The 26,941-nt window shown below is 72.4% G+C and carries 30 protein-coding genes and 3 tRNA genes; 17 read left to right on the plus strand and 16 right to left on the minus strand.

All coding sequences use genetic code 11. The annotated features are described in order from the left end of the window. The first annotated feature begins 96 nt into the window (after window positions 1-96). Window positions 97-879 carry an RNA polymerase sigma factor SigF gene (locus tag STBA_RS16935; protein ID WP_077060058.1) on the plus strand — a complete coding sequence of 261 codons (783 nt, stop codon included), beginning with the start codon at window positions 97-99 and terminating at the stop codon, window positions 877-879. 212 nt (window positions 880-1,091) lie between these two features. After that, entirely contained in the window at window positions 1,092-1,964 is an 873-nt protein-coding gene (locus STBA_RS16940) for an RNA polymerase sigma factor SigF (protein WP_077060059.1), read from the plus strand. Window positions 1,965-2,049: 85 nt separating this feature from the next. Here the strand turns inward: STBA_RS16940 and STBA_RS16945 are convergent, their stop codons facing one another. Continuing rightward, the gene (locus STBA_RS16945) at window positions 2,050-2,283 is read right to left on the minus strand and encodes a hypothetical protein (RefSeq protein WP_077060060.1); all 234 of its coding nucleotides are present in this window, start codon (window positions 2,281-2,283) and stop codon (window positions 2,050-2,052) included. Window positions 2,284-2,464: 181 nt separating this feature from the next. On the opposite strand from STBA_RS16945, the gene STBA_RS16950 reads away from it, so the two are divergent. Beyond that, window positions 2,465-3,727: a family 16 glycosylhydrolase gene (locus tag STBA_RS16950; RefSeq protein ID WP_079251977.1), complete on the plus strand. Its 1,263-nt coding sequence runs from the start codon at window positions 2,465-2,467 to the stop codon at window positions 3,725-3,727. A gap of 65 nt (window positions 3,728-3,792) precedes the next feature. Here the strand turns inward: STBA_RS16950 and STBA_RS16955 are convergent, their stop codons facing one another. Genes STBA_RS16955 through STBA_RS16965 form a run of 3 tightly spaced genes read right to left on the minus strand, consistent with a single transcriptional unit; the run spans window position 3,793 to window position 5,356 of the window. Further along, the gene (locus STBA_RS16955) at window positions 3,793-4,431 is read right to left on the minus strand and encodes a zf-HC2 domain-containing protein (RefSeq protein ID WP_077060061.1); all 639 of its coding nucleotides are present in this window, start codon (window positions 4,429-4,431) and stop codon (window positions 3,793-3,795) included. Continuing rightward, on the minus strand, window positions 4,428-4,940 hold the full coding sequence (locus STBA_RS16960; protein WP_077060062.1) for a sigma-70 family RNA polymerase sigma factor: 513 nt from the start codon (window positions 4,938-4,940) through the stop codon (window positions 4,428-4,430). The genes STBA_RS16955 and STBA_RS16960 overlap by 4 nt, the downstream gene beginning before the upstream one ends. Then, a complete protein-coding gene (locus tag STBA_RS16965) occupies window positions 4,937-5,356 on the minus strand; it encodes a hypothetical protein (RefSeq protein ID WP_077060063.1) in 420 nt (139 codons plus the stop codon). The genes STBA_RS16960 and STBA_RS16965 overlap by 4 nt, the downstream gene beginning before the upstream one ends. Before the next feature lie 115 nt (window positions 5,357-5,471). Between STBA_RS16965 and STBA_RS16970 the strand changes: the two genes are divergently transcribed. The 7 genes from STBA_RS16970 (at window position 5,472) to STBA_RS17000 (ending at window position 9,155) form a co-directional block, all read left to right on the plus strand. Further along, a complete protein-coding gene (locus tag STBA_RS16970; RefSeq protein ID WP_077060064.1) occupies window positions 5,472-5,963 on the plus strand; it encodes a Rieske (2Fe-2S) protein in 492 nt (163 codons plus the stop codon). Window positions 5,964-5,994: 31 nt separating this feature from the next. Next, window positions 5,995-6,912 carry a TIGR03620 family F420-dependent LLM class oxidoreductase gene (locus STBA_RS16975; protein ID WP_077063382.1) on the plus strand — a complete coding sequence of 306 codons (918 nt, stop codon included), beginning with the start codon at window positions 5,995-5,997 and terminating at the stop codon, window positions 6,910-6,912. Continuing rightward, complete coding sequence (locus tag STBA_RS16980) at window positions 6,913-7,497, plus strand: HhH-GPD-type base excision DNA repair protein (RefSeq protein WP_077060065.1); 585 nt, start codon at window positions 6,913-6,915, stop codon at window positions 7,495-7,497. Between the two features lie 28 nt (window positions 7,498-7,525). Next, a complete protein-coding gene (locus tag STBA_RS16985; protein WP_077060066.1) occupies window positions 7,526-8,191 on the plus strand; it encodes a phosphotransferase in 666 nt (221 codons plus the stop codon). Between the two features lie 84 nt (window positions 8,192-8,275). Continuing rightward, window positions 8,276-8,509: a hypothetical protein gene (locus tag STBA_RS16990; RefSeq protein ID WP_077060067.1), complete on the plus strand. Its 234-nt coding sequence runs from the start codon at window positions 8,276-8,278 to the stop codon at window positions 8,507-8,509. Between the two features lie 77 nt (window positions 8,510-8,586). Continuing rightward, a complete protein-coding gene (locus tag STBA_RS16995; RefSeq protein ID WP_077063383.1) occupies window positions 8,587-8,817 on the plus strand; it encodes a DUF2945 domain-containing protein in 231 nt (76 codons plus the stop codon). Continuing rightward, window positions 8,814-9,155: a DUF3140 domain-containing protein gene (locus tag STBA_RS17000; RefSeq protein WP_077060068.1), complete on the plus strand. Its 342-nt coding sequence runs from the start codon at window positions 8,814-8,816 to the stop codon at window positions 9,153-9,155. The genes STBA_RS16995 and STBA_RS17000 overlap by 4 nt, the downstream gene beginning before the upstream one ends. Before the next feature lie 27 nt (window positions 9,156-9,182). Here STBA_RS17000 and STBA_RS17005 read toward each other — a convergent pair whose 3' ends face one another. From STBA_RS17005 to STBA_RS37185, 3 genes are read right to left on the minus strand one after another with little or no spacing between them, the layout of a single operon-like run. Next, window positions 9,183-9,725, minus strand: coding sequence for a hypothetical protein (locus tag STBA_RS17005; protein WP_216355935.1), 543 nt, complete (start codon window positions 9,723-9,725; stop codon window positions 9,183-9,185). 23 nt (window positions 9,726-9,748) lie between these two features. After that, the gene (locus STBA_RS17010) at window positions 9,749-11,998 is read right to left on the minus strand and encodes a hypothetical protein (RefSeq protein ID WP_077060070.1); all 2,250 of its coding nucleotides are present in this window, start codon (window positions 11,996-11,998) and stop codon (window positions 9,749-9,751) included. Window positions 11,999-12,001: 3 nt separating this feature from the next. Beyond that, on the minus strand, window positions 12,002-12,421 hold the full coding sequence (locus tag STBA_RS37185; RefSeq protein WP_171987606.1) for a hypothetical protein: 420 nt from the start codon (window positions 12,419-12,421) through the stop codon (window positions 12,002-12,004). Between the two features lie 150 nt (window positions 12,422-12,571). Between STBA_RS37185 and STBA_RS38340 the strand changes: the two genes are divergently transcribed. The 3 genes from STBA_RS38340 (at window position 12,572) to trxA (ending at window position 13,852) form a co-directional block, all read left to right on the plus strand. Continuing rightward, window positions 12,572-12,943 carry a hypothetical protein gene (locus tag STBA_RS38340; RefSeq protein ID WP_216355936.1) on the plus strand — a complete coding sequence of 124 codons (372 nt, stop codon included), beginning with the start codon at window positions 12,572-12,574 and terminating at the stop codon, window positions 12,941-12,943. A gap of 175 nt (window positions 12,944-13,118) precedes the next feature. Next, window positions 13,119-13,523, plus strand: coding sequence for a MerR family transcriptional regulator (locus tag STBA_RS17025; protein WP_077060072.1), 405 nt, complete (start codon window positions 13,119-13,121; stop codon window positions 13,521-13,523). Continuing rightward, window positions 13,520-13,852 carry a thioredoxin gene (trxA, locus tag STBA_RS17030; protein ID WP_077060073.1) on the plus strand — a complete coding sequence of 111 codons (333 nt, stop codon included), beginning with the start codon at window positions 13,520-13,522 and terminating at the stop codon, window positions 13,850-13,852. The genes STBA_RS17025 and trxA overlap by 4 nt, the downstream gene beginning before the upstream one ends. 350 nt (window positions 13,853-14,202) lie before the next feature. Here the strand turns inward: trxA and STBA_RS17035 are convergent. Both STBA_RS17035 and STBA_RS17040 read right to left on the minus strand, forming a co-directional pair. After that, window positions 14,203-14,275, minus strand: a tRNA-Arg gene (locus STBA_RS17035). 133 nt (window positions 14,276-14,408) lie between these two features. Next, window positions 14,409-14,501: transfer RNA gene (locus tag STBA_RS17040), tRNA-Ser, on the minus strand. 199 nt (window positions 14,502-14,700) lie between these two features. On the opposite strand from STBA_RS17040, the gene STBA_RS17045 reads away from it, so the two are divergent. Further along, entirely contained in the window at window positions 14,701-15,108 is a 408-nt protein-coding gene (locus STBA_RS17045) for an SSI family serine proteinase inhibitor (protein ID WP_077060074.1), read from the plus strand. A 114-nt stretch (window positions 15,109-15,222) separates the two neighbouring features. Further along, window positions 15,223-18,474 (plus strand): PAS domain-containing protein, encoded by a 3,252-nt coding sequence (locus STBA_RS17050; protein WP_077063384.1) that lies wholly within the window; start codon window positions 15,223-15,225, stop codon window positions 18,472-18,474. A gap of 51 nt (window positions 18,475-18,525) precedes the next feature. Here STBA_RS17050 and STBA_RS17055 read toward each other — a convergent pair whose 3' ends face one another. The 5 genes from STBA_RS17055 to STBA_RS17075 all read right to left on the minus strand — a co-directional run bounded on the left by STBA_RS17055 (window position 18,526) and on the right by STBA_RS17075 (window position 23,529). Further along, window positions 18,526-20,193 carry a long-chain fatty acid--CoA ligase gene (locus STBA_RS17055; protein WP_107485066.1) on the minus strand — a complete coding sequence of 556 codons (1,668 nt, stop codon included), beginning with the start codon at window positions 20,191-20,193 and terminating at the stop codon, window positions 18,526-18,528. Between the two features lie 89 nt (window positions 20,194-20,282). Continuing rightward, window positions 20,283-20,891 carry a SigE family RNA polymerase sigma factor gene (locus STBA_RS17060; protein WP_079251979.1) on the minus strand — a complete coding sequence of 203 codons (609 nt, stop codon included), beginning with the start codon at window positions 20,889-20,891 and terminating at the stop codon, window positions 20,283-20,285. Between the two features lie 145 nt (window positions 20,892-21,036). Further along, on the minus strand, window positions 21,037-22,089 hold the full coding sequence (locus STBA_RS17065; RefSeq protein ID WP_079251980.1) for a DUF1906 domain-containing protein: 1,053 nt from the start codon (window positions 22,087-22,089) through the stop codon (window positions 21,037-21,039). A gap of 143 nt (window positions 22,090-22,232) precedes the next feature. Then, window positions 22,233-22,910 carry a hypothetical protein gene (locus tag STBA_RS17070; RefSeq protein ID WP_077060075.1) on the minus strand — a complete coding sequence of 226 codons (678 nt, stop codon included), beginning with the start codon at window positions 22,908-22,910 and terminating at the stop codon, window positions 22,233-22,235. Beyond that, the gene (locus tag STBA_RS17075; RefSeq protein WP_253194783.1) at window positions 22,894-23,529 is read right to left on the minus strand and encodes a sigma-70 family RNA polymerase sigma factor; all 636 of its coding nucleotides are present in this window, start codon (window positions 23,527-23,529) and stop codon (window positions 22,894-22,896) included. The genes STBA_RS17070 and STBA_RS17075 overlap by 17 nt, the downstream gene beginning before the upstream one ends. Before the next feature lie 411 nt (window positions 23,530-23,940). Between STBA_RS17075 and STBA_RS17080 the strand changes: the two genes are divergently transcribed. After that, window positions 23,941-24,372 (plus strand): TIGR03668 family PPOX class F420-dependent oxidoreductase, encoded by a 432-nt coding sequence (locus tag STBA_RS17080; protein ID WP_077060076.1) that lies wholly within the window; start codon window positions 23,941-23,943, stop codon window positions 24,370-24,372. A 25-nt stretch (window positions 24,373-24,397) separates the two neighbouring features. Next, window positions 24,398-25,021, plus strand: a complete 624-nt coding sequence (locus STBA_RS17085; protein ID WP_077060077.1) for a GntR family transcriptional regulator — start codon at window positions 24,398-24,400, stop codon at window positions 25,019-25,021. 203 nt (window positions 25,022-25,224) lie between these two features. Here the strand turns inward: STBA_RS17085 and STBA_RS17090 are convergent. Both STBA_RS17090 and STBA_RS17095 read right to left on the minus strand, forming a co-directional pair. Next, window positions 25,225-25,311, minus strand: a tRNA-Ser gene (locus tag STBA_RS17090). A 49-nt stretch (window positions 25,312-25,360) separates the two neighbouring features. Further along, window positions 25,361-26,920 carry a trypsin-like peptidase domain-containing protein gene (locus tag STBA_RS17095; protein WP_077060078.1) on the minus strand — a complete coding sequence of 520 codons (1,560 nt, stop codon included), beginning with the start codon at window positions 26,918-26,920 and terminating at the stop codon, window positions 25,361-25,363. Between the last annotated feature and the right edge of the window lie 21 nt (window positions 26,921-26,941).

The following is a 26,941-nucleotide window of genomic DNA, read 5'->3' on the forward strand; positions in this document are numbered from 1 at the left end:
CACGTAGTTAACCGGTGCTTGCACACAGTGGACCTGTCTTGTGATGCTATGAATGGTTTTGCCCGGTGGTGATAGCCGTGAAGGAGTGGTCGGGAGGTGGCGGCGACGCAGAGCCGGGGTGCGGCAGCGCGGGCGCTCACACAGGCCCTGTTCGAGCGGCTGGCGGACTGTCCCGCGGGGAGTACCGAGCGCGCCCGGGTGCGTGCCGCGCTGGTCGAGGCGAACCTGCCGCTGGTCCGCTACGTCGCGCTGCGCTTCCGCAGCAGGAACGAGCCGATGGAGGACATCGTCCAAGTCGGCACGATCGGCCTGATCCACGCGATCGACCGGTTCGACAGCGAGCGCGGCGTGCAGTTCCCCACCTTCGCCATGCCGACGATCGTCGGCGAGATCCGCCGCTACTTCCGCGACAGCGTGCGCAGCGTGCACGTGCCGCGGCGGCTGCACGAGCTGTGGGCGCAGGTCCGCGGGGCGGCAGAGGAGTTGACGGTCGCGCTGGGGCGGACCCCGACGGCCGCCGAGATCGCGGAACGGCTGCGCATCCCCGAGGAGGACGTGCTGGCGAGCTTCGACGCCGGCCGGGCCTACCGGGTGACCTCGCTCGAGGCCGCGGGCGAGCGGGACGACGGGATGCCGGGGCTCATCGACCGGCTGGGCTATGAAGATCCGGGACTGGTCGGCGTCGAGCACCGCGCGCTGGTCCGGCATCTGCTGGTGCAACTGCCCGAGCGCGAACGGCGCATCCTGCTGATGCGGTATTACCGCAATCTGACGCAGTCCCAGATCAGCGCGGAGCTCGGCGTTTCGCAGATGCACATTTCCCGGCTGCTCTCGCGGAGCTTCACCCGGCTGCGTGCCGCAAATCCGCTCGACGCCTAAGTCTCACGAGCTACTCAACTTCGGGAACTCAGCCCTCAGCTGTGCCGTTTTATCGACATGAAGCTACGTCGCGTTGATGACATGTGACATTCTGTGGGAACCGCGTTTGCCGTGGCGGCAGAGCCGGTATCCACGAGAGGGCGCCTTCTCTCGTCTGAAGTCACATCCGGAAGCGCGCCGCCGCGACCCGTCCACGACCTCAAGGGGGTGGCATGTCCGTAGAACTGGGCAGCTCCAAGGTGCTCACCACGACCGGCACGCCGCATGTACCCGCGCCGCACGTACCCTCGTTGCCGCAGGAAGCTCCCGCGGAGACCGGCAACCTCGACACCCGCACGCTGTCGCGTTCCCTGTTCCAGCGGCTGTCAGCGCTCGACGCGGACAGCCCCGAGCGCGGATACGTGCGGGACACCCTGATCGAGCTCAACCTTCCGCTGGTGCGCTACGCGGCGGCCCGGTTCCGCAGCAGGAACGAGCCGATGGAGGACATCGTCCAAGTCGGCACCATCGGGCTGATCAAGGCCATCGACCGGTTCGACTGCGAACGGGGCGTGGAGTTCCCGACGTTCGCGATGCCGACGGTGGTCGGTGAGATCAAGCGGTTCTTCCGCGACACCTCGTGGTCGGTGCGCGTCCCGCGCCGGCTCCAGGAGCTGCGGCTCGCCCTCACCAAGGCGAGCGACGAGCTGTCCCAGCGGCTCGACCGCTCCCCGACCGTGCCCGAGCTGGCCGCGTGCCTCGGCGTCTCGGAGGACGAGGTCGTCGACGGCCTCGCCGTGGGCAATGCCTACACCGCCAGCTCTCTGGACTCACCCTCGCCCGAGGAGGACGGCGGCGAGGGCTCGCTGGCCGACCGGCTCGGCTACGAGGACACCGCCCTGGAGGGTGTCGAGTACCGCGAGTCGCTGAAGCCGCTGCTGGCCAGGCTGCCCGCCCGCGAGCGCCGCATCATCATGCTGCGCTTCTTCGGGAACATGACGCAGTCCCAGATCGGCGAGGAGGTCGGCATCTCGCAGATGCACGTCTCCCGACTGCTGACGCGCACCCTGGCACAGCTGCGCGAGGGGCTGACCGCGGAGGAGTGAGGAGACCCGGGCCGGCGGACCCGCCGCCGGTCCGGGGGAGTTCGATGCGCCACGCGGGCGCGCCACGTGGGCGCGTCGCGCGCCGTCAGCCGAGGGCCAGCCAGGCCACCGCGGCCAGCACGACGACCGCCACGACGACGCCCACGATCAGGCCGACGCGCGGCCCGGCCGACGGCGGCGCCGCTGGTGTGACCTGCCGCGACGCGGTAGTGCTGTCGTTGACGAACGCCTGGAACATCTGCGTGCTGCCCGCCGGGTCGTGGTCCTGCGGACCCTGCGGGCCCTGGGGCGGCTGAGGGGCGTGCGGATTGTGGGCCATGCCTGCCGACCCTAGCGAACGCGCCGCGGACACCGACAACCGGTCCGCCGCGTTCCGGAACCAATCAGGCCGGTATCCGCCCTTGAGTTGGTCTGCGCCACGCTCGAAGCTGTGTCATGGGCATGGGAGGCGCCCCACAACTCCCCACCTTGGAGTGGTGCCCGTGAAACGCGTCAGACGCATGATCGCCGCAGTGTCCGTGCTGGCCGTGGCCTGGACGCTCCCGCACGCCTACGCCGCGGCCGACCCCGCCCAACCGGCCGCGTCCGAGGCCGCGTCCGAGGAAACCCCGGCCGAGGCCGCACCCGCACCCGCCGCCGTCGTCTTCGAAGAGAATTTCGACGGTCCGGCCAGCTCCGCGGTGAACGGCGACCGGTGGCAGCTGGAAGTCGGCGACAACGTCAACAACCATGAGTTGCAGTACTACACGCCCGGCAACGCCAACGCCGCCCTCGACGGCCAGGGCAACCTGGTGATCACCGCCCGCCGGGAGAATCCGGGCAACTACGCCTGCTGGTACGGCCGGTGCGAGTACACCTCCGCCCGCATGAACACGGCGGGCCGCTTCACCGCCCAGTACGGCCACGTCGAGGCCCGCATGAAGCTGCCGCGCGGGCAGGGCATGTGGCCCGCGTTCTGGATGCTGGGCAACGACATCGGCAGCATCGGCTGGCCCGCCAGCGGAGAGATCGACGTCATGGAGAACGTCGGCTTCGAGCCGGGCACCGTGCACGGCACCCTGCACGGCCCCGGATACTCCGGTGGCGAGTCCATCGGCGGCGCGTACACCCTCCCCGGCGGGCAGGCGTTCGCCGACGGGTTCCACACGTTCGCCGTCGACTGGTCGCCGAACGCCATCACCTGGTCGGTCGACGGGCAGGTGTACCAGACCAGGACGCCCGCCGATCTGGGCGGCGACCCCTGGGTGTTCGACAAGCCGTACTTCCTCATCCTCAACCTCGCCGTCGGCGGCTACTGGCCGGGCAACCCCGACGGCTCCACCGTCTTCCCGCAGCAGCTCGTCGTCGACTACGTACGCGTCACCACCGGCGACAGCGGCGGCGGCCGAACCGGCCCGATCCGCGGCCTGGGCGGCAAATGCGTCGATGTCGCGGGGGCCGGCACCGCCAACGGCACGCCCGTGCAGCTCTACGACTGCAACGGGTCGGCCGCGCAGAACTGGACCATCGGCACGGACGGCACCATCCGCGCCCTCGGCAAGTGCCTCGACATCGACGGCGGCACCGCGGACGGGTCCCCCGCGCAGATCTGGGACTGCCACGGCGGGCCCAACCAGCAGTGGGTCGCCAACGCCGCACACGACATCGTCAACCCGGCCGCCGACAAGTGCCTGGACGCCACGGGCAACTCCTCGGCGAACGGCACCCGTCTGCAACTGTGGACCTGCACCGGCGCGGCCAACCAGAAGTGGACGGCGCCATAGACCCCAGAGCCCCACGGCCCGAGGGCCCCAGAGCCCCACGGCCCGAGGGCCTCTGAGCGCCTGCTCTAGGAACCGAGCGTGAGCCGCAGCACCGTCAGCCCGCTCGGCGTGCGGACTTCCAGCGAAGCGATGTCCGCACGCCGCAGCGGGGTGCCCACCGTGAGGTAAGCCGTGTCCTGCGGCAGCGCATGCCAGCTCGCCAGCTCCGCCACGGTGCCGTCGGGGGCCACCGCGACCAGCAGGTAGTCGCCGCCGCGGTCGCCGCCGTACTGGCACTCCATCTCCACGCGCATGCCGCCCTCGGCGTCCACGAGGCCGACCGTCGCCGACACCGGGTAGCGGCCGACCGGCGTCATCGCCGACTCCGGTTCCTCCGCCGCGCCGCCCCCGCCGAGCAGCGTGAACACCAGGGCCACGCACGCCGCGAGCGCCACCGCCGCGGCCGAGATGCCGGTGAGCAGGCGCCGCCTGCGCCGGGCCGCGGCGACCCGGGCGAGCAGCCCCGGCAGCAGTTCGGGAGGCGGCGGCCGGCCCGCGGCCGACTCGGTCTGCGCGAGCAGCCCGGGCAGCCCGGCCAGCTCCCGCACCGCACGCGCACAGGACTCGCACGTGCGCATGTGCTCCTCGAACGCGGCCCGTTCCTGCGGTGCGAGCGCGCCGAGCACGTAGGCCCCGTCGAACGTCCGGAACGAATCCCCGCTCATCGGGTCACGCCCTTCTCCTCGAGCGCCAGGCGCAGCGCGCGAAGGGCGTAGTGAGTCCGTGACTTGACCGTACCTTCGGCGATCCCGAGCCGCGCGGCCGCCTCGGCCACCGACAGGCCCTGGAAATAGCACAGGACCAGCACCTCCCGGTGGCGGGCGGACAGTTCGTCCAGCGCGTCCGCGACCAGCCAGCCCTGCACGGCGCGTTCGGTGTCGTCGGGCACGGTCGGCTCGGGCAGCGCGTCGGTGGTGATCTCCGAACGCGCCGCCGCCGACCGCCAGCCGTCGATCACGATGCGCCTCGCCACGGTGAACAGCCAGGCGCGGGCCGAGCGCGCCGACTGGTCCAGCACGCCGGGGTGCCGCCAGGCGCGCAGCAGCGTCTCCTGCGTGACGTCCTCGGCCCGCGCGCGGTCGCCACCCGTGAGGTGGAGCGCGAACGACCACAGCGCCGCGGCGTGCTCGTCGTGCAGGGCGCGCATCAGCTGGTCCTCCGCGCTTTCGTTCATGCCCGCGCGCCCCGCTGCGCGCCCCGACGCGCGCCCAGGTGGGGGTGGCGGCCGAGGCGGAGGCGGAGCGCGAGCAGGGCGGTGCCGCCCACGATGCAGGCCGCCTCGGTCACCACGCCCCAGACCTCCTCGTCGGTGCGGAACTGCTCCTCCACGCCGAAGAATCCGACGGTCAGCGACAGCACGTACGCCAGCAGCGTCGCCGCGCCGAACCCGACGGCCGCCAGCTCCGGCAGCCAGTGCCCGCGCCAGATGGCCACGGCGACGGCGAGCACCGCGCCGGCGCCTACGTTCACCAGGAACAGCGGCCCGACGACGTCGTCGTAGCGCGCCCAGTCCTGCCACACGACCAGATGCACCCACGCCGACCCCAGCAGGCCGAGCACCACCAGTATCCGCAGCCCCCAGCCGACCATGGTTCGCTCCCTTGTGTCATGCCCGCGTTCCGTCTCGACCCCACACACGAGACGGGGGCACCGGAGGTTCAAAAATGAACTGAACCGGGACCGGGGTGGTTTCGTGTGCACGGGTATGACTGCGACCCCACACACCCACACCCGCCGCCGCACCCTCCTCGCCGCGACCGCCGCCTCCGCCGGCACCCTGGCCCTCGCGGCGTGCGGCGACGACAGCGACGACGAGAACGGCGAGAACGGCGAGAACGGCAACGACGCCGAGAACGGCAACGACGGCAACGACGACGCCGCGCCGCAGAACCCCGAAGGCCCGGGCGGCGCCCTCGCCGCGCTGGCCGACGTGCCGGTGGGCGAGGCGACGGCCGCCACGACCCCGGACGGCGACGACGCCCTGCTGTTCCGCGCCGACGAGACGACGGTCGCCGCGTTCAGCGCGGTCTGCACCCACCAGGGCTGCGGCGTCCAGCCGGCCGGCACCGAACTGCACTGCCCCTGCCACAATTCGGTTTTCGACGCCGCCACCGGCGAAGTGCTCAGCGGGCCCGCCGACGAACCGCTTCCGGCCATCCGGGTGAAAATCGAAGGACAGCAGATCGTGCCGGAATAACCGCGCACCGCGCCGGGTTCTGCCGCGCATGATGAACTCGGAAAGCGCGGAACGGCCGGCCAGGGCGCCGCTCGCCGCGGACCTCGGCCGCATCGGCATCTGGAGCGGCGCACTCAACTCGTCCGATCAGGCACGCGGCGGCGAAACCGCCGAGGCCGCCGCGGAGCTTGAGCGCCTGGGCTACGGCACCCTGTGGCTGGGCGCCAGCCCCGGCGTCGCCCAGGCCCGTCCCGCGCTCGACAGCACGTCACGGCTCACGGTCGCCACCGGCATCATCAGCATCTGGGACTACGAACCGGCCGCCGTAGCCGCCGAGTTCGCCGAGGTGAACGAGGCGCACGGCGGTCGGTTCGTGCTCGGGCTCGGGGTGAGCCACGGCGCCGCGACTCCGCGTTACCGGCGGCCGTACTCCGCGATGACCGACTACCTCGACGCCCTCGACGCCGCGGAACGCCCCGTTCCGCCCGCCCGCCGCGTGCTCGCCGCGCTCGGCCCGCGGATGCTGAAGCTGTCCGCCGACCGGGCCGGCGGCGCCCACCCCTACCTCGTCACCCCGGGCCACACCGCGCAGGCCCGTGCCGAGCTCGGCGACGGCGCGGTGCTGGCGCCCGAGCTGAAGGTCGTCCTCGACGAGGACCTGCCGCGGGCCCGCGCCACCGCCCGCGCGTACCTGTCGTTCTACCTGGCCCTGCCCAACTACACCAACAACCTGCGCCGCCTCGGCTTCGAGGACGACGACTTCCGCGACGGCGGCAGCGACCGGCTGCTCGACGCGGTGTTCGCCCTCGGGGGCGCGGACGCCGTGCACGCCCGCGCACAGGAGTACCTGGCCGCGGGCGCCGACCACCTCGCGCTCCAGGTCGTCACGGAGGACCCGCTCCACGACATTCCGCTGCCCGCCTACGGCACCCTCGCCGCCGCCTTCGGGCTCGGCGGCCATGATGGGTGAATGAACCACACCCTCCGGCTCGCCCAGCGCCAGGACGCCGACGAGCTGCTCGGCCGCAGCCCGCTGGCCGCGCTCGTCGGCATGCTCCTCGACCAGCAGGTGCCGATGGAGTGGGCCTTCACAGGCCCGCGCACCATCGCCACCCGCCTCGGCCGCGACGACCTCGACGCCCGCGAGATCGCGGCCCTGCCACCCGAGGACTTCGCCGCCGTCCTGGCCGCCAAACCCGCGGTGCACCGTTACCCGGCGGCCATGGCCAAGCGCATCCAGCAGCTGTGCCAGCACCTCACCGACTACCACGACGGCGACGCCGAGGCCCTGTGGCGCGACGCCGGAACGGGCGCCGAGCTGCTGAAACGGCTGAACGGACTGCCCGGCTTCGGCAAGCAGAAGGCGCAGATCTTCCTGGCGCTGCTCGGCAAGCAGCTCGGCGTCACCCCTGAGGGCTGGCGCGAGGCCGCGGGGCCCTACGGCGAGGAGGGCTCCTACCGTTCCGTCGCGGACATCACGGGCCCCGAGTCCCTGACCCGGGTGCGCGCGGCCAAGCAGGAAGCCAAGCAGCAGGCCAAGCGCGCCGCGGGCTGACCCGTTCCCGCGCCGTAGGGTGGGGAGCATGCAAACGGGTGAGCGCATCGGCTCCGGGCGAAGCGCCGACGTGTACGCGCTCGTCGGCGACCCGGGCCGCGTGCTGCGCCGCTACCGCGACGGCACCGATGCCACCGGCGAGGCCGCCCTCATGGCGCGCCTCGCCGCCCTCGGCTACCCGGTGCCCGCCGTTCACCCCGAGGACGCGCCGGGACCCACCGATCTCGTGATGGAACGGCTCACCGGCCCCACCATGCTGCAAACCCTCCTCACCGAGACCGCCGCCGCCGATGTCGGCGCCCGCGCCGGCGCCACCCTCGCCGGCCTGCTGCACCGGCTGCACGCGCTCCCCGGCCGGATCGTCCACCTCGACCTGCACCCGGACAACGTGATCCTCGGCCCGCGCGGCCCCGTGGTGATCGACTGGTGCAACGCGGACACCGGCCCGCCCGGCCTGGACTGCGCCATGTCGGCCCTCATCCTCGCCCAGGCCGCGGTCGGCGCGTTCCCGCAGGCCCGGCCGGTCCTCGCCACGCTGCTCCCCCGCCTCGACGGCACCCTGGAAACCCACCTCCCGGCAGCCACGGCCCGCCGCGCCGCCGACCGCGGCGCGGCCCAGGAGGCCGCGCTCCTCGACGAGGCGGTCGCCCTCATACACGCTCTGCGCGGAGCCCAACCTCAAATTTCGCTCTGAGTATCGGTCCGGGCCATTTGCCCGGCCCCCGGCCGGGCATGGGAACGAGGTAAGGACGTCCCTTCCGGACCCCGGAGTGCGGCCATGACAGTCAACCCGCCAGCCACCACCCCGGAAGTCGGCACGATGGCCCGCGACGTCTCGCGCGGCCGAGTCGGCCGCGTAATGGCCCACCTCTACGGCGCGGTCTGGCTGCGCCCCCCGGGCGGCGGCCAGGAGTGGACCGCCCGCCCCGAAGACCTCGCCCCGGTGACCGCCTCCGAATCCCTGAGCCCCCGCGTCGCCGAGCTGAACCGCCGAGCCCGGCACAGCCGCTGAGCATCGGCACGCGCCCGGTGGGAACCCGGGACGCGAACGGCCGTGAAGGCGACCTCGACGCGACAAAGGGCGAAGACATGACCAGGGAAAAGGAGCCCCGCCCCGGCGACCGCGTGGCATGGAGCAGCCACGGGAGCGAGGCCGTGGGCGAGGTGACACGCAAAATCACCGAACGCACACGGGCCGCAGGCCGAACGGTCAACGCCTCCCCGGAACACCCGCAGTACGAGGTGCGGAGCGAAAAATCGGGCGGCACCGCCGTGCACAAACCGGAAGCGCTCCGCAGAAAGGAGGACGACGCACAGTGAACGCCACCACACAGGACCGCGAGGAGACGATCACCGCATTCCAGCACGCCGTCAACCTCCCGGCCCACCGCCTCGAACAATGGCTGACGACGGAGGAATCCCACGCCGCGGGCCAGCACAAGGGAAAGAACCAGGAAAGCACCGGCCACGCGTCGGGCCGCCGCATCGTGCAGCTGATGCACACCAAGAAGCCCGACCTGACGGACGACGACCTGGCCCACATGCGGAAGGTCACCGGCTACATCCACCGCCACCTGAAACAGCGCCCGAAAGGCGACGTGACACACTCCCGCTGGCGCCACTCCCTGATGAACTGGGGCCACGACCCCTGCCGCTGACCCCCCACTCCCGGAGAACGCCGACGCTCAACGCACGGCGTTCTCCTCACAGGGAGTCATCTCCAACGCCCCGGCAAACAACGGCTGAATGACATCGGCCAGCACCCGCCGCGACTCGTCCTCATCCCCCGGGTGCTCGGTCTCGAGAACGAGCGTCAGCTGGTCAATGTAGTTGTGCCCCCCGGGCCCCGGCACGGCACAAGCCGCAGTCGCCATAGCCACCCCCGGCCACACCACAGCCTCGAACTCCCCGGACACACTCTCGGCATCCGCCATGTCGAGGCCGCGGGACTCCGTTCCGGCATCCTCGAAGCCGTCGCCCCCCGCGGCATCGGCATTGAGCACAATCTCCTCGTCCACCAACACCCGGCACCAGCGGGTCGGCTGGCTGTCGAACCGCTCGAACGACTGGGCAACGTCCAACTCGGAACCGGGCGGGAAAAGCGGCTCGTAAAGCTCCTCGGCCATGTCGACACCGCACAGGGTCTCCGGCAAGGCGTACTCACGCTCGCCGGACCCGCCGCACCCGGTCACCATTGACGACACCGCCAGCAGAGCCGTCGTTGCCATGACCTTCGCACGGACATTACTCATCACTGCTGGGACCCCTCGGGCGGCTGCCAATCAATCATTCTTCCGAAGTTGTCCCGCGTCGCCATCTCGACCGTATTGCGGAACAATCGCGGCATCTGGCTGTCCTCGCCGTATCTCTCCCCAGCGGCAACCGTGACCGCATTGCTCGCCGACGCCATCGCCGAATCGTAGTCGGCCATGTACCCGTCCCGGGCATCCTCGGCCGCCTGATCACTGTTATCGCGCTCCAGCGTCGAGAAGATGGCGTCCGACAGCTCGCCGACACCCCATTCGACGACCGCCCCCGCCACCTCGTATCTCGCTGACACGGCCCCCACGGCCTGGTCCAGGACGACGCCGGTCCAGTCCTGAATCATGCCCACCCTGTCGTTGTGCTCCTGATCGCCCGCGATCCCCTGCTCGAAGACCGCGTTGGCCCTCGCCTCACTCATGACGCCCGCCATCTGCGCACCGGGAGCGACAGCTTGCGAAACGGCCTCCTCCCTTCCCACATCAGACGGCAGCTCGATCGTCATGGCACTATCCACGGCCAGCGTGGTGTACGCCTGCTGGGCACCGGTGATGATCCCGTGTGCCTCCTGGTCCCTGCCGAGCTGGCCAAGGAAAGCGGCAACCGCGTCCCGGTCCCCCAGCTCGACGCGGCCTTCGGCCTCGGGCAGGATCTCCAGGCCACTCAACTGCGCCTGAAAATCCCCCATGTACGCGGCCGTCATCCTGGCCAGCTCCGGGCGCAGGGACTGGAACTGCCCGCCGTCCGCGATCAGTGCCGCCTCGTTCGCCGAGAACTTGTCGAACACCATCTCCGTGATCGCCCCGCCGCCCGAGGTCAGGCGCAGCTCGACGGGGCGCTCGCCCGCCGGGACGCCCGTCGTCGCGGCCTGGAGGGCCGCGCCGAAGCCGTCCTGGCCGGTCGGCACGTCAACGGCCTGCGTCGGCGTGACAAACATGTTCATGTGTGACCAGTCGCGCTCGTCGATCAGGTATTCCAGTCGACCGTTGCCGCCGCTCGGATCGAGGTAGGACGTGGCGATGGGCGGCTGGTCGCCCATGATCCCGAGCATGGTGTCCATCGGATCGACCGTGAACCACTCGAGGTCCGTGTCGTCCAGCCCGTCGACCCCGGCCTCGTCGGAGCCCTGGAGCCAGAAGTCCGGGTCTCCGCCCATCGACGGGTCCTCGGCCGCACGGATGTTGTCGGCGAGGTCGTGCAGCAGCCGCTGCGAGTAGTCCGCCTCCCCGGAACTCATCAGGCTCGTCAGCAGCTGGTAGCCGCGCACGTCCTGCCCGGTCAGCCCGTCCACCCGGTACTCGGCACGGCCCGCCTCGTCCAGCTCCGCCATGAACCGCCCGTAGAGCAGGCCCTGTTCCGTTCGCGCCCACTGACCGTGCTCCATGCTGCCCGGCTCCAGGGACGGCACGTCCGTGCCCGTGGCGAGCAGCGTTCGCATGTGGTCCTGGAGCGCGACGAAATCCCGCCGCGTGTCTCCTTCTCCGCCGACGACCTGGCCGCCGACCTGGGCGGCCAGGTCGACGAAACCAGCGCCGCCCAGCCCGTCCAGCAGCTCCCGTGCGAACTCCGGGTCGTCCGCTTCCAGTTCGAGCAGCCGCACCAGCTCCGCCCGTTCGTCCGCCGACAGCTCCTCCCCGGCCGCGAGCCGGCCGCCCAGCTCGTGGGCCCGGGCTGCAAGCACCTCGTCGGCCGTGTCCTCGGCCGCGCCGTTGAAGATGCCCGCCCGGCGGCCGTCGTTCGCCTCCATGAACTGTGTGAGCGCCAGGTGCAGGCTGTCATCCGCCTGCCCCACCGCCTCCACGGCCCGGTCCACTTCCCCCTGCCGGACACCGCGGTCCCGCGTCAGCCGCTCGTACTCCGTGTCGTTGGCCCACTCGGGGTCCAGCAGGACCCGGCCCTCGCCGTTGACCTCGAACCCCTCGGCCCTGATGTCGGCGACGACCGCCTCCAGCGCACCGCGCAGCCGCACCAGCTCCGCCTTGCCGTCCCTGATCACGGCCGCCAGCGCCCGCGCCTCCGCCTTGGCCGCGTCCAGCTCCTGTTCGGTCGCGGAGAACTGGAAACTGGCCGCCCCCGCGCTCTCTCCGACCCACAGCTCCTCGTGGCCGGGCAACGAGGCCACCTCGCTGCGGTAGTTGGCCGCGACGTCCTCGAACCCGTCCGAGGCGGCGTCCAGCTCGCTCGCCGCGGTCTCCAGGATCTCGAAGTCCTGCTCGATGATCTCGGCGTAGGTCGGCACGGCTCACCAAGTGCCGTCGGCGAGGCTGCCCAACTGCCCGAACTGGTACGTCGTCTCCAGCTCGCCGCCCGCGAATCCCGTGGAGACGCCGCGCAGCGCCTCCGCCTCGGCCCGCAACTGCGCGGTCAGCAGCTCGACTTTGCCCGCCCAACCGTCGGAAACGGTCCGGAGGCCCGTGGCACACGCCCACCCGCTCATCCGGGCCGACGCCCGGCTCAGCTCGTCCACCGGCAGGTTGCCCTCCCGGCGCGCGTCCGGCAGCAGCTCGGTCTCCAGGTAGTCCGCCGCCGCGCGCTGAGCGTCGGAACTGGCCGCCAGCCGATCGTTCGCACCGCCCGCCCCCGAAACGTGACGCGACGCACTGATCTGCTCCTCGCGGGCGGCAGCCTGCAACTGCGCCCACTCCTCGTCGAACGCTCCCACCGAGGCTCCCCCCACGAGAACTGCACGGAACGTGCCGTCCATACTACGCTGCGGCCTCGCGCGATCCCCGGCGCCTGCGGGCCCGAGTTCGTCAGGAACGATCCTGCGGGCAACGCCTGCTTCGGCCGGACCGCCGAGGAGTTCCCCGCGTTGACGCGCGCGGCGCTCGACGAACACGGTGAGGTAGTGGCGCGCGGGAACAGCGTTCCCTCCGCCCCCCGCCCTCCGCGTGCCCGGCCGCGGCGCGTTGCCGGCGACGGCTGGGACGAGGTGCTGCGGTGGGCGCTCACCGACCGGGACCACGGCGCGCGGCCCGACACGGTGAGCGCCATCGATGTCACCATCCGGTCCGACTGCCTCGGCCGGGACGCGCTGCGGCGCAATGCCGCGTTCCTCGGCTTCACCGAGCTGATCGCCCCGGTCCGCCCCCCGGCCGAGCACCACGAGCCGGACACGCCGATGGCCGAGCACGGCTTCCCGCCGACCCGTGGCCGCGCACCCACGTCCGGGCGGGCGGAGTGATCGACCACCGGCTCCCTGGCCCAGTGGTCCCCGGCGGCCTCTCCCCGGTCCAGTGCATGCCGAACGAGGGCTACGCCGTCTGCGTCGAACCCAACGTGTGGGTCCGCCACCGACTCGCTGGCCTTGACACCGGCGTCAAGGTCTAACGTCGCGGGTGAACAGGGAGGAGCCGCACATGCGGATCGGAGAGCTGGCCGAACGGGCCGGCGTCAGCTCGCGGTCGCTGCGCTACTACGAGGCGCAGGGGCTGCTGCCGGCCCGCCGCACCGCGAACGGCTACCGCGAGTACGGCGAGGAGGACCTGCGGATGGTGCGCGAGATCCGCACCCTGCTCGACCTCGGCTTCGCGCTGGAGGAGACCCGGCCGTTCGTCGAGTGCCTGCGCGACGGGCACGAGGCGGGCGACCGCTGCCCGGACTCGCTCGCCGTCTACCGGCACAAGCTCGCCGAACTGGACGCGTGCATCGCACGCCTCGGCGAGGTGCGTGAACGGATCGCCGGCCAGTTGGCGCGAGCCGCCGAGCCGCGCTGCGCATTCTCCCCCGAAGCGGCCCGCCGAACGCAAAGGACCCCACCGTGACCCGCGACCCCGCTCCCGCCGTCGTCACCGTCACCGACGACACCTTCGACCAGCTGGTCCTGCGCAGCGCGCGACCGGTCCTCCTCGAATTCTGGGCCCCCTGGTGCGGCCCGTGCCGGCAACTGGCCCCGGTCCTCGAAGAGATCGCCCGCGAGCAGGCCGACCGCCTGACCGTGGCCAAACTCAACATCGACGAGAACCCCGTCACCACGACCACCCAGCACGTCCTGGCCGCCCCCACCCTGCACCTGTACGCCAACGGCGCCCTGACCAAATCCCTGGTCGGCACCCGCCCGAAACACCACCTGCTCCAACTCCTGCCCACCTGACCACCCCGCCCCCAAGCCCTTTGTGCTACGGCGCGCTCGGCAGGACTCCAGCCTTTCCGCGGCGCTGCCGTCAACCCCGCGTTCCCCGTCCCGGCAGGAGCCGGGACCGTCATGTCGGAACCGTTGACACTCGTGGGAGTGGCCGGTCCCACCGCTGTGATCGCATCTGGTCGGCGGTCGGCATGCCCGTCTCCGCCGTGCGGGCTGACCGTTCCGCCGTCGCGTCTGCGGGCCCTGGCGGGGGGTGCCGCGCTCGCCGGCAGATCGCCATAGTGACGATCAGGTGAAAGATGCGTTGCTGTGCCGCACGCGAAAGCCCCGTTCCGTGATCGGAACGGGGCTTTGACCTGCGCGCTCGGCAGGATTCGAACCTGCAACCTTCTGATCCGTAGTCAGATGCTCTATCCGTTAAGCTACGAGCGCCTGGCCCCTTGGGGCCGGTGCGGGGACAACATTACATGACCTGCGGCCGCTGGTGAAATCCGTATCCCGTGGGGGTGCTGACCTGCGGGAACAGCGGAATGCCCTGGTCGTTTGGGGTGGACCAGGGCACAGATGGCGGAGGCTCCGGGATTTGAACCCGGGATGGGGGGTTACCCCAAACCGCATTAGCAGTGCGGCGCCATAGACCAGACTAGGCGAAGCCTCCTCGCACGACAGCGCGGGCTACGCCGCGTGCGTGCGAGCAAATAATGCCACAGCCCGAACGGCCGCAGCCAATCGGATTCCACCCTACGGGGGTGTCGCCGCCGAGTCGAGTTGCGCAACGTGTCGGGCGGAGGAGCGTTAGCAGTGGAAGCGGAGGTGCGTCCGGTGCCTCCGACCGCACTGAACCATGGAGCCCCCGCATGCTGCACAAGAGCCTCGTCGCCGCCCTCGCCCTCGTCGCCTCCGCCGCCGTGCCGGCCGCCGCCGTCGCGGGCCATGCGCCCGAGGAGGCGGCGAACCGTCTGGTCATCACCGTTGCGGACAGCGGAACGGCGGCGGACGGCACCCACGAGCTGATCTGCGGGCCGGCCGGCGGGGACCACCCCGATCCGGCGGGGGCCTGCGAGGCGGTGGAGCGGGCGGACCGGCCGTTCGACGCGGTGGCGGAGGACGCGCTGTGCACCTACGTGCACGGCGGTCCCGCGACCGCCGAGATCGAGGGGGTCTGGAACGGCGAGCGGGTGCGCGCCACGTTCAGCCGCGTCGACGGCTGCGAGATCGCCCGCTGGGACGCGCTGGTGCCCGCGCTGCCGGAAATCGGCGCCTGAGCTGCGTCTTCACATCGAACCGCCGCGCCCGTTGCGCCTGCCCGTAGACTCCCCCTAATGACAGGCACGGGGTACGTGCACCTGAACACGTGGGTCAAGGGAGGAACCGACGTCGTGAGCAGCAGGCCAGCGAGGGGCGCTGCTCGCCTCGCCGCCATACTCGACGCGCTGCCCGACGCGCTGTTGCTCGTCAACGGCAACGGCACCGTCGTCAACGCCAACGCCATCGCCGTGGAGACGCTGGAGGCTCCGGGTGCTCCTCTCGTCGGCCGCGGGCTGCTCGATATCGTGCCGGAGTTCGACCCGCGCCGTATCCCCGGCTCGATGCGCCGCCCGGAGGAGGACCCGAGCGTCCGGACGCGGCCGACACGCATGGTCGCCCGGCGTACGGACGGCATCGAGTTGCCGGTCGAGGTGACAAGCGCCGGACTCAACGCCGGTCATACGCCGTACAGATCCGCGATCGAAGCCGCGTTCGCCGACGACTACTCCGGTGAGGAGCTGCTGGTCCTGGTGGTGCGCGATCTGTCGGACGCACTGGATACGGAGTCCGAGCTGGTGCGCCAGCAGCGGCAGACGGAGATGATCCTGCGGGCCGCGTCCGAGGGCGTGGTGGGCGTCGACACGGCGGGCCGGATCGTGCTGGTGAACCCGGCCGCCGCGCAGATCCTCGGGCACCGGGCCAGCCAGCTCGGTGGCCAGGAGCTGCATCCGCTGGCGCAGCACTCGCGGGCCGACGGAACGCCGTTGGCGTTCGAGGAGACGCCGCTGCACGACACGCTGACCTCGGGCCGCAAGCACCGGGTGCGCGGGCAGGTGTTGTGGACGAAGGATGGGCGTGCGGTGCCGGTGGATCTGACCACGGCGCCGGTGCGGGACGGCGACCAGCTGGTCGGCGCGGTCCTCGCGTTCACCGACCGCCGTGCCTTCGATGCGATGGCGGCGCGCAACGAGCAGTTGACGTCCGTACTGCGCGAGGGTCTGCGCGGGCCGCTCGAGCAGTTGCGGGCCGAGCTGTCCGCGCTGGCGGCCGATCCGGCGGGGCAGTTGTGGCCGGAGGCCAATCAGGTGCTGCACCATCTCGCGGCCGGGTACGCGCGGATGACGACGTTGGTGGACAACGTGCTGAGCTACCAGCGGCTGGACGAGGGCCAGGAGAAACTGGCGCTCGAACGGGCGTCGCTCGACGCGGTGGTGGCCGCGGGCGTCGAGGGGGCGACGGAGCTGATCGGCCCGGGGCGTGCGCAGTTCGCGGTGCACGCGCCGCCGATCGAGGCCGAGGTGGACCCGGAACGGATGGCGCAGGCGCTCGCCCACCTGGTGGCGGACGTGGCGGGGGTCGACGCGACCGGCCAGTCGGCGGCGGGCGCGGCCGGCGGGGACTCGACGATCGTGGTGGCCGCCGCGCAGCGCGGTGACGTGGTGCGGATCGAGGTGCGGGGTCCGCACTCGGGCGGCGATCCGGTGCACGAGCCGATCGTGCGCGGCATCGTTCGCCAGCACGGCGGGGTGTTGCAGACGCACGAGGTGGGCGGCTCGGCGGCGTATGTGCTGGAGGTTCCGGTGGCGGCGGGCGGCGGCAAGGCCCCGCCGGCGAAGCCGCGGGACGCGAGCGGTGACACGACGGTGATGCCCGTTCCCGCGCAGCCGGTGCGGGGCACGGGCGGCAAGGCGCCCATGGCGATCGAGCCGGTTCCTGACACGCCGACCGGTCGGCGACGGAGGGCCGCGCCGTCGGCCTCCGCCGAGGTGGCCGTCGCGGAAGCGGCCCCCGCGCCACCGGCCTCCACGGAGATGGCGGTGCAGGAGCCCGCGGGACCGCAGGCGTTCGGGCCCGAGCCGGACCCGGGCAACGGGCGCCGGCGGCGCGCGCTTGCGCCGGTCGGCGAGGCGGCGCCCGCCCCGCACGCCCCCGCGGCGGAGGAGCCGACGGGGCGGCGCAGGCGGGCCAAGCCCGCGCAGGAACAGGAACAGCCGCAGGAGCAACCGCACGAGCAGCCGCAGGAGCAACCGCAGGAGCAACCGCAGGACGCACCGGGCGCGCCGGGCGCGGGCGGCGTCGCGGTGCAGGGCACCGGGGCGGCGGCGCTTGAGCCGGTGGGTCCGCAGCCGCCGCAGCCGTCGGCCGTTCCGCAGCCGGAGGAGTCGGACGAGCCGCCGGTGGTGGAGCACTCCGTGGTGGCGGCCAGCCCGATTCTGGACGGCACCGCGCCGGTGGCGCAGACGATGCGGCAGCCGCGCGCGCTGCCGATGCCCGGCAGCGACCGTGCGAAGGCCGGTCCGCGGCCGCCGGGGGTCAGCGTGCAGACGCTGGGGCAGGGCGTTCCGGTGGGGCCGCAGCTGCCCGCCCCGATCGCACCGGCGCGTCGGCGGAAGCTAGCGACGCCGCCCGCCGACGATGCGCGGCTGGCTCCGGCGCAGCAGCCGGGCGCGCCGGAGCGCGACGGGCGCGAGGAACGCGAGGAACGCGAGGAACGCGAGGAGCGGGGGGAAACGCAGGGCCGCGGACGGCAGTTCGCGATCGGCGCCCCCGCGGAGGGCGCGGCCGAGGGCCCGGAGCCGCTGGACGGGCCGAACGGGGCGGTCGAGGTGACCGAGCGGCACATGCCCGCCGGGCCGCCGGCGCCCGCGGACGACGAGTTGCCGCCGGAGCCGCTGGACAACCCGCGGCGGCTGCTGGTGTGGCCGGAGCCGGACGTCTCGACGCAACAGGCGCTGACTGACCGCGGGTACCGGCCGGTGATCGTCCATTCGCGCGAGGAGGTCGACGCGCAGATCGCGGCCTATCCCGCGGCGCTGTTCGTCGACCCGCTGACGGGCCCGATCACGCGGACGGCGTTGCAGTCCCTGCGTTCGGCGGCGGTGGCCGCGGAGGTGCCGGTGCTGGTGACGGCGGGGCTCGGCCAGGCCAGCCGGGAGGCGGCGTACGGCGCGGACCCGGCCGTGCTGCTGAAGGCGCTCGCGCCGCGCGACAGCGAGCAGCACCCGCCGCGGGTACTGCTGGTGGAGGAGCAGGAGGCCATCGCGAACGCGTTGACCGTCTCGCTCGAACGGCGCGGGATGCAGGCCGCGCACGCCACCTCCGACGCGGAGGCGATGGAGGTGGCGTCGCAGATCCGTCCGAATTTGGTGGTGATGGATCTCAACCAGGTGCGGCGGCGCCGTGCCGGGATCATCGACTGGCTGCGGGTCAACGGCCTGCTGAACCGGACGCCGTTCGTCGTCTACACGGCGGCGGAGCTGGACCCGGGACAGCTGCCTTCGCTGGCCTCGGGCGAGACGGTGCTGTTCCTCGCGGAGCGCTCGACGAATCCCGAGGTGCAGGCGCGGATCGTGGACCTGCTGACCAAGATCGGCGCGCACTAGCGGCCGTGGCCGTGGCCGTGGCAGCGGCCGCCGCCACGGCCCGGCGCCCGGTCAGTCCTCCAGGGTGACGACGGTGAGTTCGCCCTGGGCGTAACGGGCGCGGAGCACCTTCTTGTCGAACTTGCCGACGCTCGTCTTCGGCACGGCGTCGACGCGGGTCCAGTGTTCCGGCAGCTGCCAGCGCGGGATGCGTTCGCCCAGATGGCCGCGCAGCTCGCGGTAGGTCGCGGCGGTCGCCTCGGCCGGGTCGGACAGGACGACGGCGGCGAGCGGGCGTTCCCCCCAGGTGTCGTCCGGAACGGCGACGACGGCGGCCTCGCTGACGAGCGGATGGGACATCAGGTGGTTCTCCAGGGCCACGGAGGAGATCCACTCGCCGCCCGACTTGATGACGTCCTTGGCGCGGTCGGTGAGGGTGAGGTAGCCCTCGGGCGAGATGACGCCGACGTCGCCCGTGCGCAGCCAGCCGTCCGGGCTGAACCGGTCGGCGGGGCGCTCCGGCTCGCCGCCGGGGCCGCCGTGGTAGGCGGCGGCTATCCACGGGCCGCGGACCTCCAACTCGCCGGCCGAGGTGCCGTCCCACGGCAGAAACGTGCCGTCGGGCCCGGCGAGGCGCGCCTCGACGCCTACGCTGAACCGGCCCTGCGACTCCCGGTAGGGCCGCTCCTCCTCGGGGGTGAGGCCGGGCGGCGGGTCCGCGGTGGTGCCGACGGGGGACGTCTCCGTCATGCCCCAGCAGTGCCGGACGTTGATGCCGTACTTCTCCTCGAACGCCCGCATCAGCGCCGGCGGGCAGGCCGAACCGCCGATGGCGACGCGGCTGAGGCTGGAGACGTCGCGGGGCCGTTCGGCCAGCTCGGCGAGGAGCCCCTGCCAGAGGGTGGGCACCGCGGCGGCGTGGGTGGGACGTTCCGCGGCGATCATGTCGGCGAGCGGCCCCGGCTGGAGGAACCGGTCGGGCATGAGGAGACCGGTGCCGGACATGAAGACGGCGTGCGGGATGCCCCAGGCGTTGACGTGGAACATCGGCACGACGGGCAGGGTCAGGTCGGCGAGCGTCAGGCCCATGGCCTCGGCCGCCGTGACGTGCATCGAGTGCAGGAAGATCGAACGGTGCGAGTAGGCCGTGCCCTTGGGGTCGCCCGTGGTGCCCGAGGTGTAGCAGAGGGCGGCGGCGGTGCGTTCGTCCAGCTCGGGCCAGTCGTAGGTGGTGGGGCGGCCCGCGATGAGGTCCTCGTAGTCGTGAACGGCGGCGCGCGCGCCGGTCAGCGCGCCGGTGTCGCCGGGACCCACGACGACGATGTGCTCGACGCGGGGCAGACCGGGCAGCAGCGGGGCGAGGAGCGGCAGGACGCTGCCGTTGACGAGGATCACGCGGTCGTCGGCGTGGGCGATGATGAAGGCCAGCTGCTCGGACGGCAGCCGCAGGTTGAGCGTGTGCAGCACGGCGCCCATCGACGGGACGGCGAAGTACGCCTCAAGGTGCTCCGCGTTGTTCCACATGCAGGTGCCGACGACGTCGCCGCCGCGCACCCCCAACTCGTCGTGCAGGGCGTGCGCGAGCTGGGCGGAACGGGCGCCCGCCGCCGCGAACGTGCGGCGCCGCGGCTCCCGGCCCTCACCCGCCCAGGTCGTGATGGGAGAGCGCGCGTGGATCGTGGCGCCGTGCCGCAGGATGCGGCTGATCAGTAGGGGGACGTCCTGCATCGTGCCGAGCACCGGGGGCCTCCTGGCTCCTCGCCTGACGGTCGGTCTCCGGTGATTGTGGTGGCTGCGGCGGCCTTATGGCACTGTCGGGGGCCGACGAATTACGCGGCCATCGCCTGGTTGTCGCGGTGACTGCCGTGCTGCCCGTTGTACTGGCCGCTGTGCTGACCGCCATGCTGACTGTCGCGGGCGACCTCGGCCAGCTCCTCGTCCTCCCGGAGCTTGGCGAGCGCGCGCGAGACGGCGCTCTTGACGGTGCCGACGGACACCCCGAGCACCTCGGCGGTCGACGCCTCGCTCAGATCTTCGTAATACCTCAGGACGACCATGGCCCGCTGCCGCGCGGGGAGCCTGACGACGGCGCGCCACATCGCGTCGCGCATCGCCTGCTGCTCGGCCGGGTCGGGCGCGGGCAGCGGGTCGGGCTCGGGCAGCTCGTCCGTCGCGTACTCGTCGACGCGGCGCTTGCGCCACTGCGAGGTGCGGGTGTTGAGCAGGGCGCGGCGGACGTAGCCGTCCAGGGCCCGGTGGTCCTCTATCCGCTCCCAGGCCAGGTAGGTCTTGGTGAGAGCGGTCTGGAGGAGGTCTTCGGCGTCACTGGGATTGGCGGTGAGCGAGCGGGCAGCGCGCAGCAGAACCGGGCCGCGTGCCTGCACGTACGAGGTGAAGGTCAGCGGGGCTGCTGTCCGGGCCGTCCTGGGCGTGGTCATGCCTTACAAATTAGGAGACATCACCCCGCTCGGGGATCGGCCACAGGTCGCGATGAGGCATCCGCCCCAGGGTGTAGAAGTGGTGCTGGCTGCACCTCCCAGAGGTGGAGGGGCCGCCTCCTTTTCGTCAGGGGGGATCAGGGATTCACCTGATGCCCGGTGCGGGAACGCCCTCGGGGGTACCGGCGAGAACGGCCACCGGGGCGTGCACGAGATTGCGGTCGATGAGCAGGCGCCGCCCGCCGTGGGTCTCGGTGACGTCGCCCGCGTACTGGTGGATGCGGCGGTGCGGCTGCCAGGACGCGGGGTCGAGGGACGGCTCGGCGTCCAGGGTGGGCGGCGTGCCCCAGCGGGCGTACCACAGGGCGTCGGGGAGGTCGGGGGCGCCGACGCGGCGGGCGTTCTCCAGGTGGGCGATGCCGGAGGTGGCGCTGGAGTAGTAGCCGGCGATCCAGCCCTCGTCGGCGAGGTGACGGGTGAAGCCCTGGACGAACGCGAGGGTGTCCGCGGCGCAGTCGGGGTCGTGGTGGTCGTAGTCCTCGACGTCGAGGTAGATGGGGCTGCCGGGTGCGAGGCCGAGGGCGCGCGCCGAGAACACGGCGTCCTTCGCCTCGGCGGCGCCCTGGGCGCGCGGGCCTTCCGGGCCGATGGTGGCGGCGCTGTGGCCCGGCGGGCTGATGCAGGGGGACTGCGAGCCCGCGTAGATGGGCAGGAGCCGCCAGCCGAGGGCGCTGACTTCGCGCACCCAGTCGGGCGTGAGGTGCGGCTGGGCCGCGCAGGCGCGGCTCTTGCCGCCGACGTAGATGCCGAGTGCGCGGTAGGGGGAGGCCAGCCAGTCGCGCATGGTGGGCAGAGCGGGGGCCTCGCAGGTGTCGAACCCACGGCCGTGGAAGATGCGGGCCCCGCGGGCGGTGAGGTCGCCGCTCATCAGGGCGTCGCCGTTCGCCGGGGTGTCGCCGTTCGCCGGGGTGTCGCCGTTCGGCAGGGCCGCGCCGTTCGGGAGGGCCGCGTCGTTCGGGAGGGCCGCGTCGTTCGGGAGGGCCGCGTCGTTGGGAAGGGCGGGGCGCATGGGCGGGGGCGCGGGTCCGGCGAGGGCGGCTGCGGGGGCGGCGGTCAGGGCGAGCGCGAGAGCGCCGAGAACGAGGGCGCCGAGGACGGGGGCGGCCGGCCGGGGGCCGGTGTGATGGGCGTACCGCATGGGACCGAGTCAAGGCGGATGGCGCGGCGGGAACGGCGCTGACACCCGGGGACCGCTCACCTGGTCCGGCCCGTTCACCCGAACGGACCACACGGAACGGTTGCGGCCCACCCCACCCCGACCCCGCCCGGCCCCGCACGTGCTCAGGCCGTTGCGGTCAGCTCCTCGATGCGCTGGGCGAAGTCGGCGGCAGGCAGGGGCAATTCGATCTCGTCGACGAACTGCACGGCGTCCGGCACGTAGTGCACGACCGCCGCCGCGGCAGCGGTGAGGCAGGCCCGGTCCCCGCACAGCCGGGCCAGCACGCGCAGGACCAGGGCGGGACAGCTGCCGTCCTCCCGCTCCTCGTCGGCGGTCTCCGGGTCACGGTCCGGGTCGGCCTGCCGGTGCCACAGGGCGGCCTCCCAGGTCTCGCCGAGGATCAGGTGGTGCAGGTACAGGCAGTAGGCGGCGGCACCGTCCCCCGCGCCGGCGGCGAACTGCCACCAGAAGCGCGCGCTGTCCTCGCAGCCGGCGAGCTGGAGCACGCAGCCCAGCACGCGCGCGCCCTCGGGCTCCGGCACGCGCCCCCCGAGGAGGGCGGCCATGTGCTGGAGTGCGCCGTCCTGCCCGACCACCGTGCGGCACAGGGTCGCCAGGTAGTGGAACGCGTCGGCCTCACGTCCGCCGGACCGCGGCGGGCCGCTGACGGCCGGGGGCAGCCGGTCGGCGACGCGGGCGGCGATGCGCGACTCGGCCGCCTCGATCTCCTGGTCGGTGTAGGTGTGGGGCCGGTGCACCAGGATCGCCCGGGCCAGAACCTGGTCAATGGACCGGGGCATGACCGGACCTCCCGTCCGCGCCGCCGGCCTCGGCGTCCGCATCGTTCTCGGCGTCGGCATCCGCGTCGAGGCCGGTCTCCCGCAGGCCGAGCGCCTCCTTGAGCCGGTGCCTGGCGTAGCGCGCGGTGGAGCGGACGCCGGGCACGCTGATGCCCAGGATGTCCGCGGTCTCCTCGGGGCTGTAGCCGATGCAGTACCGCAGCACGATGACGTCGTGCTGCCGCTCGGGCAGCTCCCGGATCGCCTGATAGATGCTCAGGCTCTCCTCCAGCTCGCCTATGGGATCGACGGCCGAGTGCAGGGCGTGGGTCTCGAAGGGCGCCGTGTCCGCCATGACCGGCCTGCGGCCCCTGGCGCGGGCCGCGTCGACGGTGCGTTCCTTGAGCAGGGTCCAGGCGTGGCCGGCCGGGCTGTCGAGGCGGAGGACGCGCGGCCAGTCGGCGGCGAGCTGCTCGAAGGCACGGTCGACCGTCTCCTCCGCGTCGGCCCGGTTGCCGAGGTGCAGCTCGGCCCAGCGCACGTAGGCGGGCCGGTACAGCTGGTGGAATGCGCGGAAGTCGGCGGGCAGCGCCGGAAGCGGCGCCACACCGGTACGCGGGGCGGGCAAGGAGTCGGTCACCGGATCTCCGGGTCCTTCCTTCGTCTCTGCGTCGTGGGAGTTCCGCCCCCGACAGCGATCGGCAGCGGTCGATCGTGCTTGACCGAGTCAGAAATCTTACGCAACGAAGCTCTTCAGTTACGAAATCGATCAACGAACGCCTTGATGCCGAACGTTGAAAGGGGCGCCCGAGTACCCGGGCGCCCCTTCGTCACCACGGCATCGCCGCCGGCGGAGGCTGTGGGATCTGAACCCACGGTGACGTTGCCGCCACGACGGTTTTCACGACCGCACCGCCCGTCTGCTGCGCTCAGGCTTTGACCTGCCCAGCAGGCTAGCGGGCATGCACGAGGGGGGCCACCTTGGGCACAGGATGGCCGGAGGTGCCGTCGGTCACGCCTGGGCGCCGGTCGGATCAGGTACTCCAGAAGCATGCAGCTCTCCCCCGAGGAAGCCCGCGCACGGTTCGCCGCCTCCCGCGTTCTGCGGCTGGCGACAGCCGGTGGCACCGGTTCTCCCCACCTCGTTCCGGCGACCTTCGCTGTGCGGAACGACACAATCGTCATTGCCGTCGATCACAAACCGAAGCAACACCAGAACCTTAAGCGCCTGCGGAACATCACGGCGAACCCACAGGTCTGCGTCCTGGTGGACGTCTACGACGACGACTGGGCCCAGCTCTGGTGGGTCCGTGGTGACGGCACGGCGCGCATTCTCGACGACGCGCAACGTTGTGCGCCGGTTGAATGGCTGCGGGAGAAGTACGCCCAGTATCGTGACGCCCCGCCGGGCGGCCCGGTCATCGAGATCACGGTCACGCGCTGGTCCGGCTGGGCATCCACCGGTCCTGCCCCGCCGGAATAGCGCGCACATGCCACGGAAGGGGTCCATGACTGATCGCGCCGCGAAGCTCCGGGTGATCGCCGAAGATCTCCGGAAGGAGATCCGGGCGGGGGCGTTCCCGCCCGGCGAGAAGCTGCCGTCCGAGCGCCAGCTCGCCGAGCGATTCGACACCACGCGCGCTACCGTCCGGAAGGCCGTCGCCCTGCTCCGTGCCGAAGGGCTGGTCGTCTCACGCCAGGGCGCCGGCGTCATCGTCCGCCCGCACCCGCAGGTGCGCATGCTCGGCGCGGGCGCCAACTACCGAGCACGCCGGGCAACCGGCGTCTCCCACTACAACGCCGAGGCCGCGGCGCAGGGCAAGCGGGCCGCCCAGCACATCCGCGACGTGACCGACGAAGCACCGGCGCCGCCGGAGATGGCCGATCGGCTCGGCGTCAAGGCCGGTGCGGCCGTGGTCGCCCGCCGCCTCTTCTTCACCGTCGAAGAGGAGCCGACGCAGCTCGTTGACGGATACTGCGCCCGCGACCTCGCGGCCGGCACGCCGATCAGCGCCCGATCCGCCGGCGGATCGCCCAGTCCGTCGAGGACCTCGGCATCCGCATGCCGACCGGAGGAGAGCGACACCCTGGCGGTCCCGGCCCGGGGTCCCCGTGGGCGCTTGCCCTCTTGATCCATAGATGCCCTGATCTCTTCCGAGGTGGGGACCTCCCGCCCTGGCAGGGGAGCGCGCAGCATCCGGCTGCCTGGCCACAGCTTGGCCGTAGGCGCTGGTCAGCGGTGAGACACGGCGGGACAGGCGAGCACTCGGAGTGAGAAGCAGAGCGGCCCCCGGGTGTCCGGGGGCCGCTCTGACCTGTGTCTTTACCGTCTGGGCGGAGGCTGTGGGATTTGAACCCACGGTGACGTTGCCGCCACGACGGTTTTCAAGACCGTTCCCTTCGGCCGCTCGGGCAAGCCTCCCGGTGCGCGGGAATCCCGCACGCACCCGGACAGCCTAGCGGCTCGGTCCTCAGTCGCCCACGCGCTCGCCCAGGACGACGGTCGTGGTCTGCTCCTGCCCGTCGCGGACGAACGTCACCTCCACCGAGTCCCCCGGCTCGTACGTCCAGATCTGGCTGATCAGGGTGGGGCTGCTGTCGATCAGCGTGTCGCCGAACTGCGTGATCACGTCGCCGGGCCGGAGCCCCGCCTGGGCGGCCGGGCCGTCGGGGGAGATCGGCTCGGGGACGTCGGCGCCCTCTTCGATGATCGCCGCGCCCTCGGTATCGCCGGTGGCCGGCTGCACGTGGGCACCGATGATCGGGTAGACCGGCTCGCCGGTCTCTATCAGGTCGGCGGCGACGCGCTGCGCCTGGTTGATCGGGATGGCGAACCCGAGGCCGATGCTGCCGACCTCGCCCATGCCGTTGGAGGAGCCGCGGATCGCCGAGTTGATCCCGATGACGGCGCCGTCCGCGTTCAGCAGGGGGCCGCCCGAGTTCCCCGGGTTGATCGAGGCGTCGGTCTGGAGGGCATTCATGTAGGAGGCGGCGCTGCCCTGCGCGTCGCTGGACGCCACGGGGCGGTCCTTGGCGCTGATGATGCCGGTGGTGACCGTACCGGAGAGGCCGAACGGCGCGCCGATCGCGATGGTGGCGTCGCCGACCACGACCTCGTCCGAGTTGCCGATGGGCAGCGGCTCCAGGTCCCGGCCGTCGAGGTCGGTCAGGCGCATGACGGCGACGTCGTAGCCCTCGGCACGGCCGACGACCTCCGCCTCGTAGGTCTGCCCGTCCGAGAAGGTCGCGGTCAGCTCGCCGCCGTCGGCGGCGCTGGCCACCACGTGGTTGTTGGTGAGGATGTGGCCCTCTTCGTCGTAGACGAAGCCGGTGCCGCCGGCCGCCTCCGCGCCGTTGCCCGCCTCGATGGTCACGACGCTGGGCAGGGCCTCGTCCGCTATACCGGCGACCGACTCCGGCGGGCGGGCCACCGCGTCCCCGTCCGACTCCCGGCCGATGACGGACGAGCCGCCGTCGTCCCCGCTGTCCGCCACGACGTAGCCGACGCCGCCGCCGATGCCGCCCGCGACGAGCGTGGCCACCACGACGCCGGTCAGCAGCCCGTTCCGCCGCTTCTTCGGCGGGGGCGGCGGCGGGAACGCGCCCCACGCCCCGGCGGGCGGGGGGGCGGAGCCGTCGGCCGTCGGCGGCGCGGCGGGATCAGCGGCGTACGGAACGCCCGCACCCGAGGTCGGGTGCGCGGCGGGCGGCGCAGGCGCGGGGACGTGCCCGTGCGCCGGGTAGGGCTGTGACTGGTGTGGCTGCTGCGGCTGGTGCGGCTGCGGATACGGCGTCGGGGACTGCTGGGGCGGCTGGGGCGGCTGATGGCTCTGCGCGTGCGCCGCGGGGGGCACGGGCGGTGGCGGTGCGGCCGGTACGGCCGGGTCCGGTGCCGGGGGTGGAGGAGACGCGGCCGGCGGCGGGACCGGCGACGCGGCCCGGGGTGGCGTGGACGACTGGTCCGCCCGGGTCTCCGGCGCACCGGCGGCTGGCTCGTCCGGCTTGCCGGCGCCTTCGTTCTCGGTGCTCACAGCTCTCTCCTCAGGGGCACG

The organism is Streptomyces sp. MP131-18, assembly GCF_001984575.1.
GTDB classification, from domain to species: Bacteria; Actinomycetota; Actinomycetes; order Streptomycetales; family Streptomycetaceae; genus Streptomyces; species Streptomyces johnsoniae.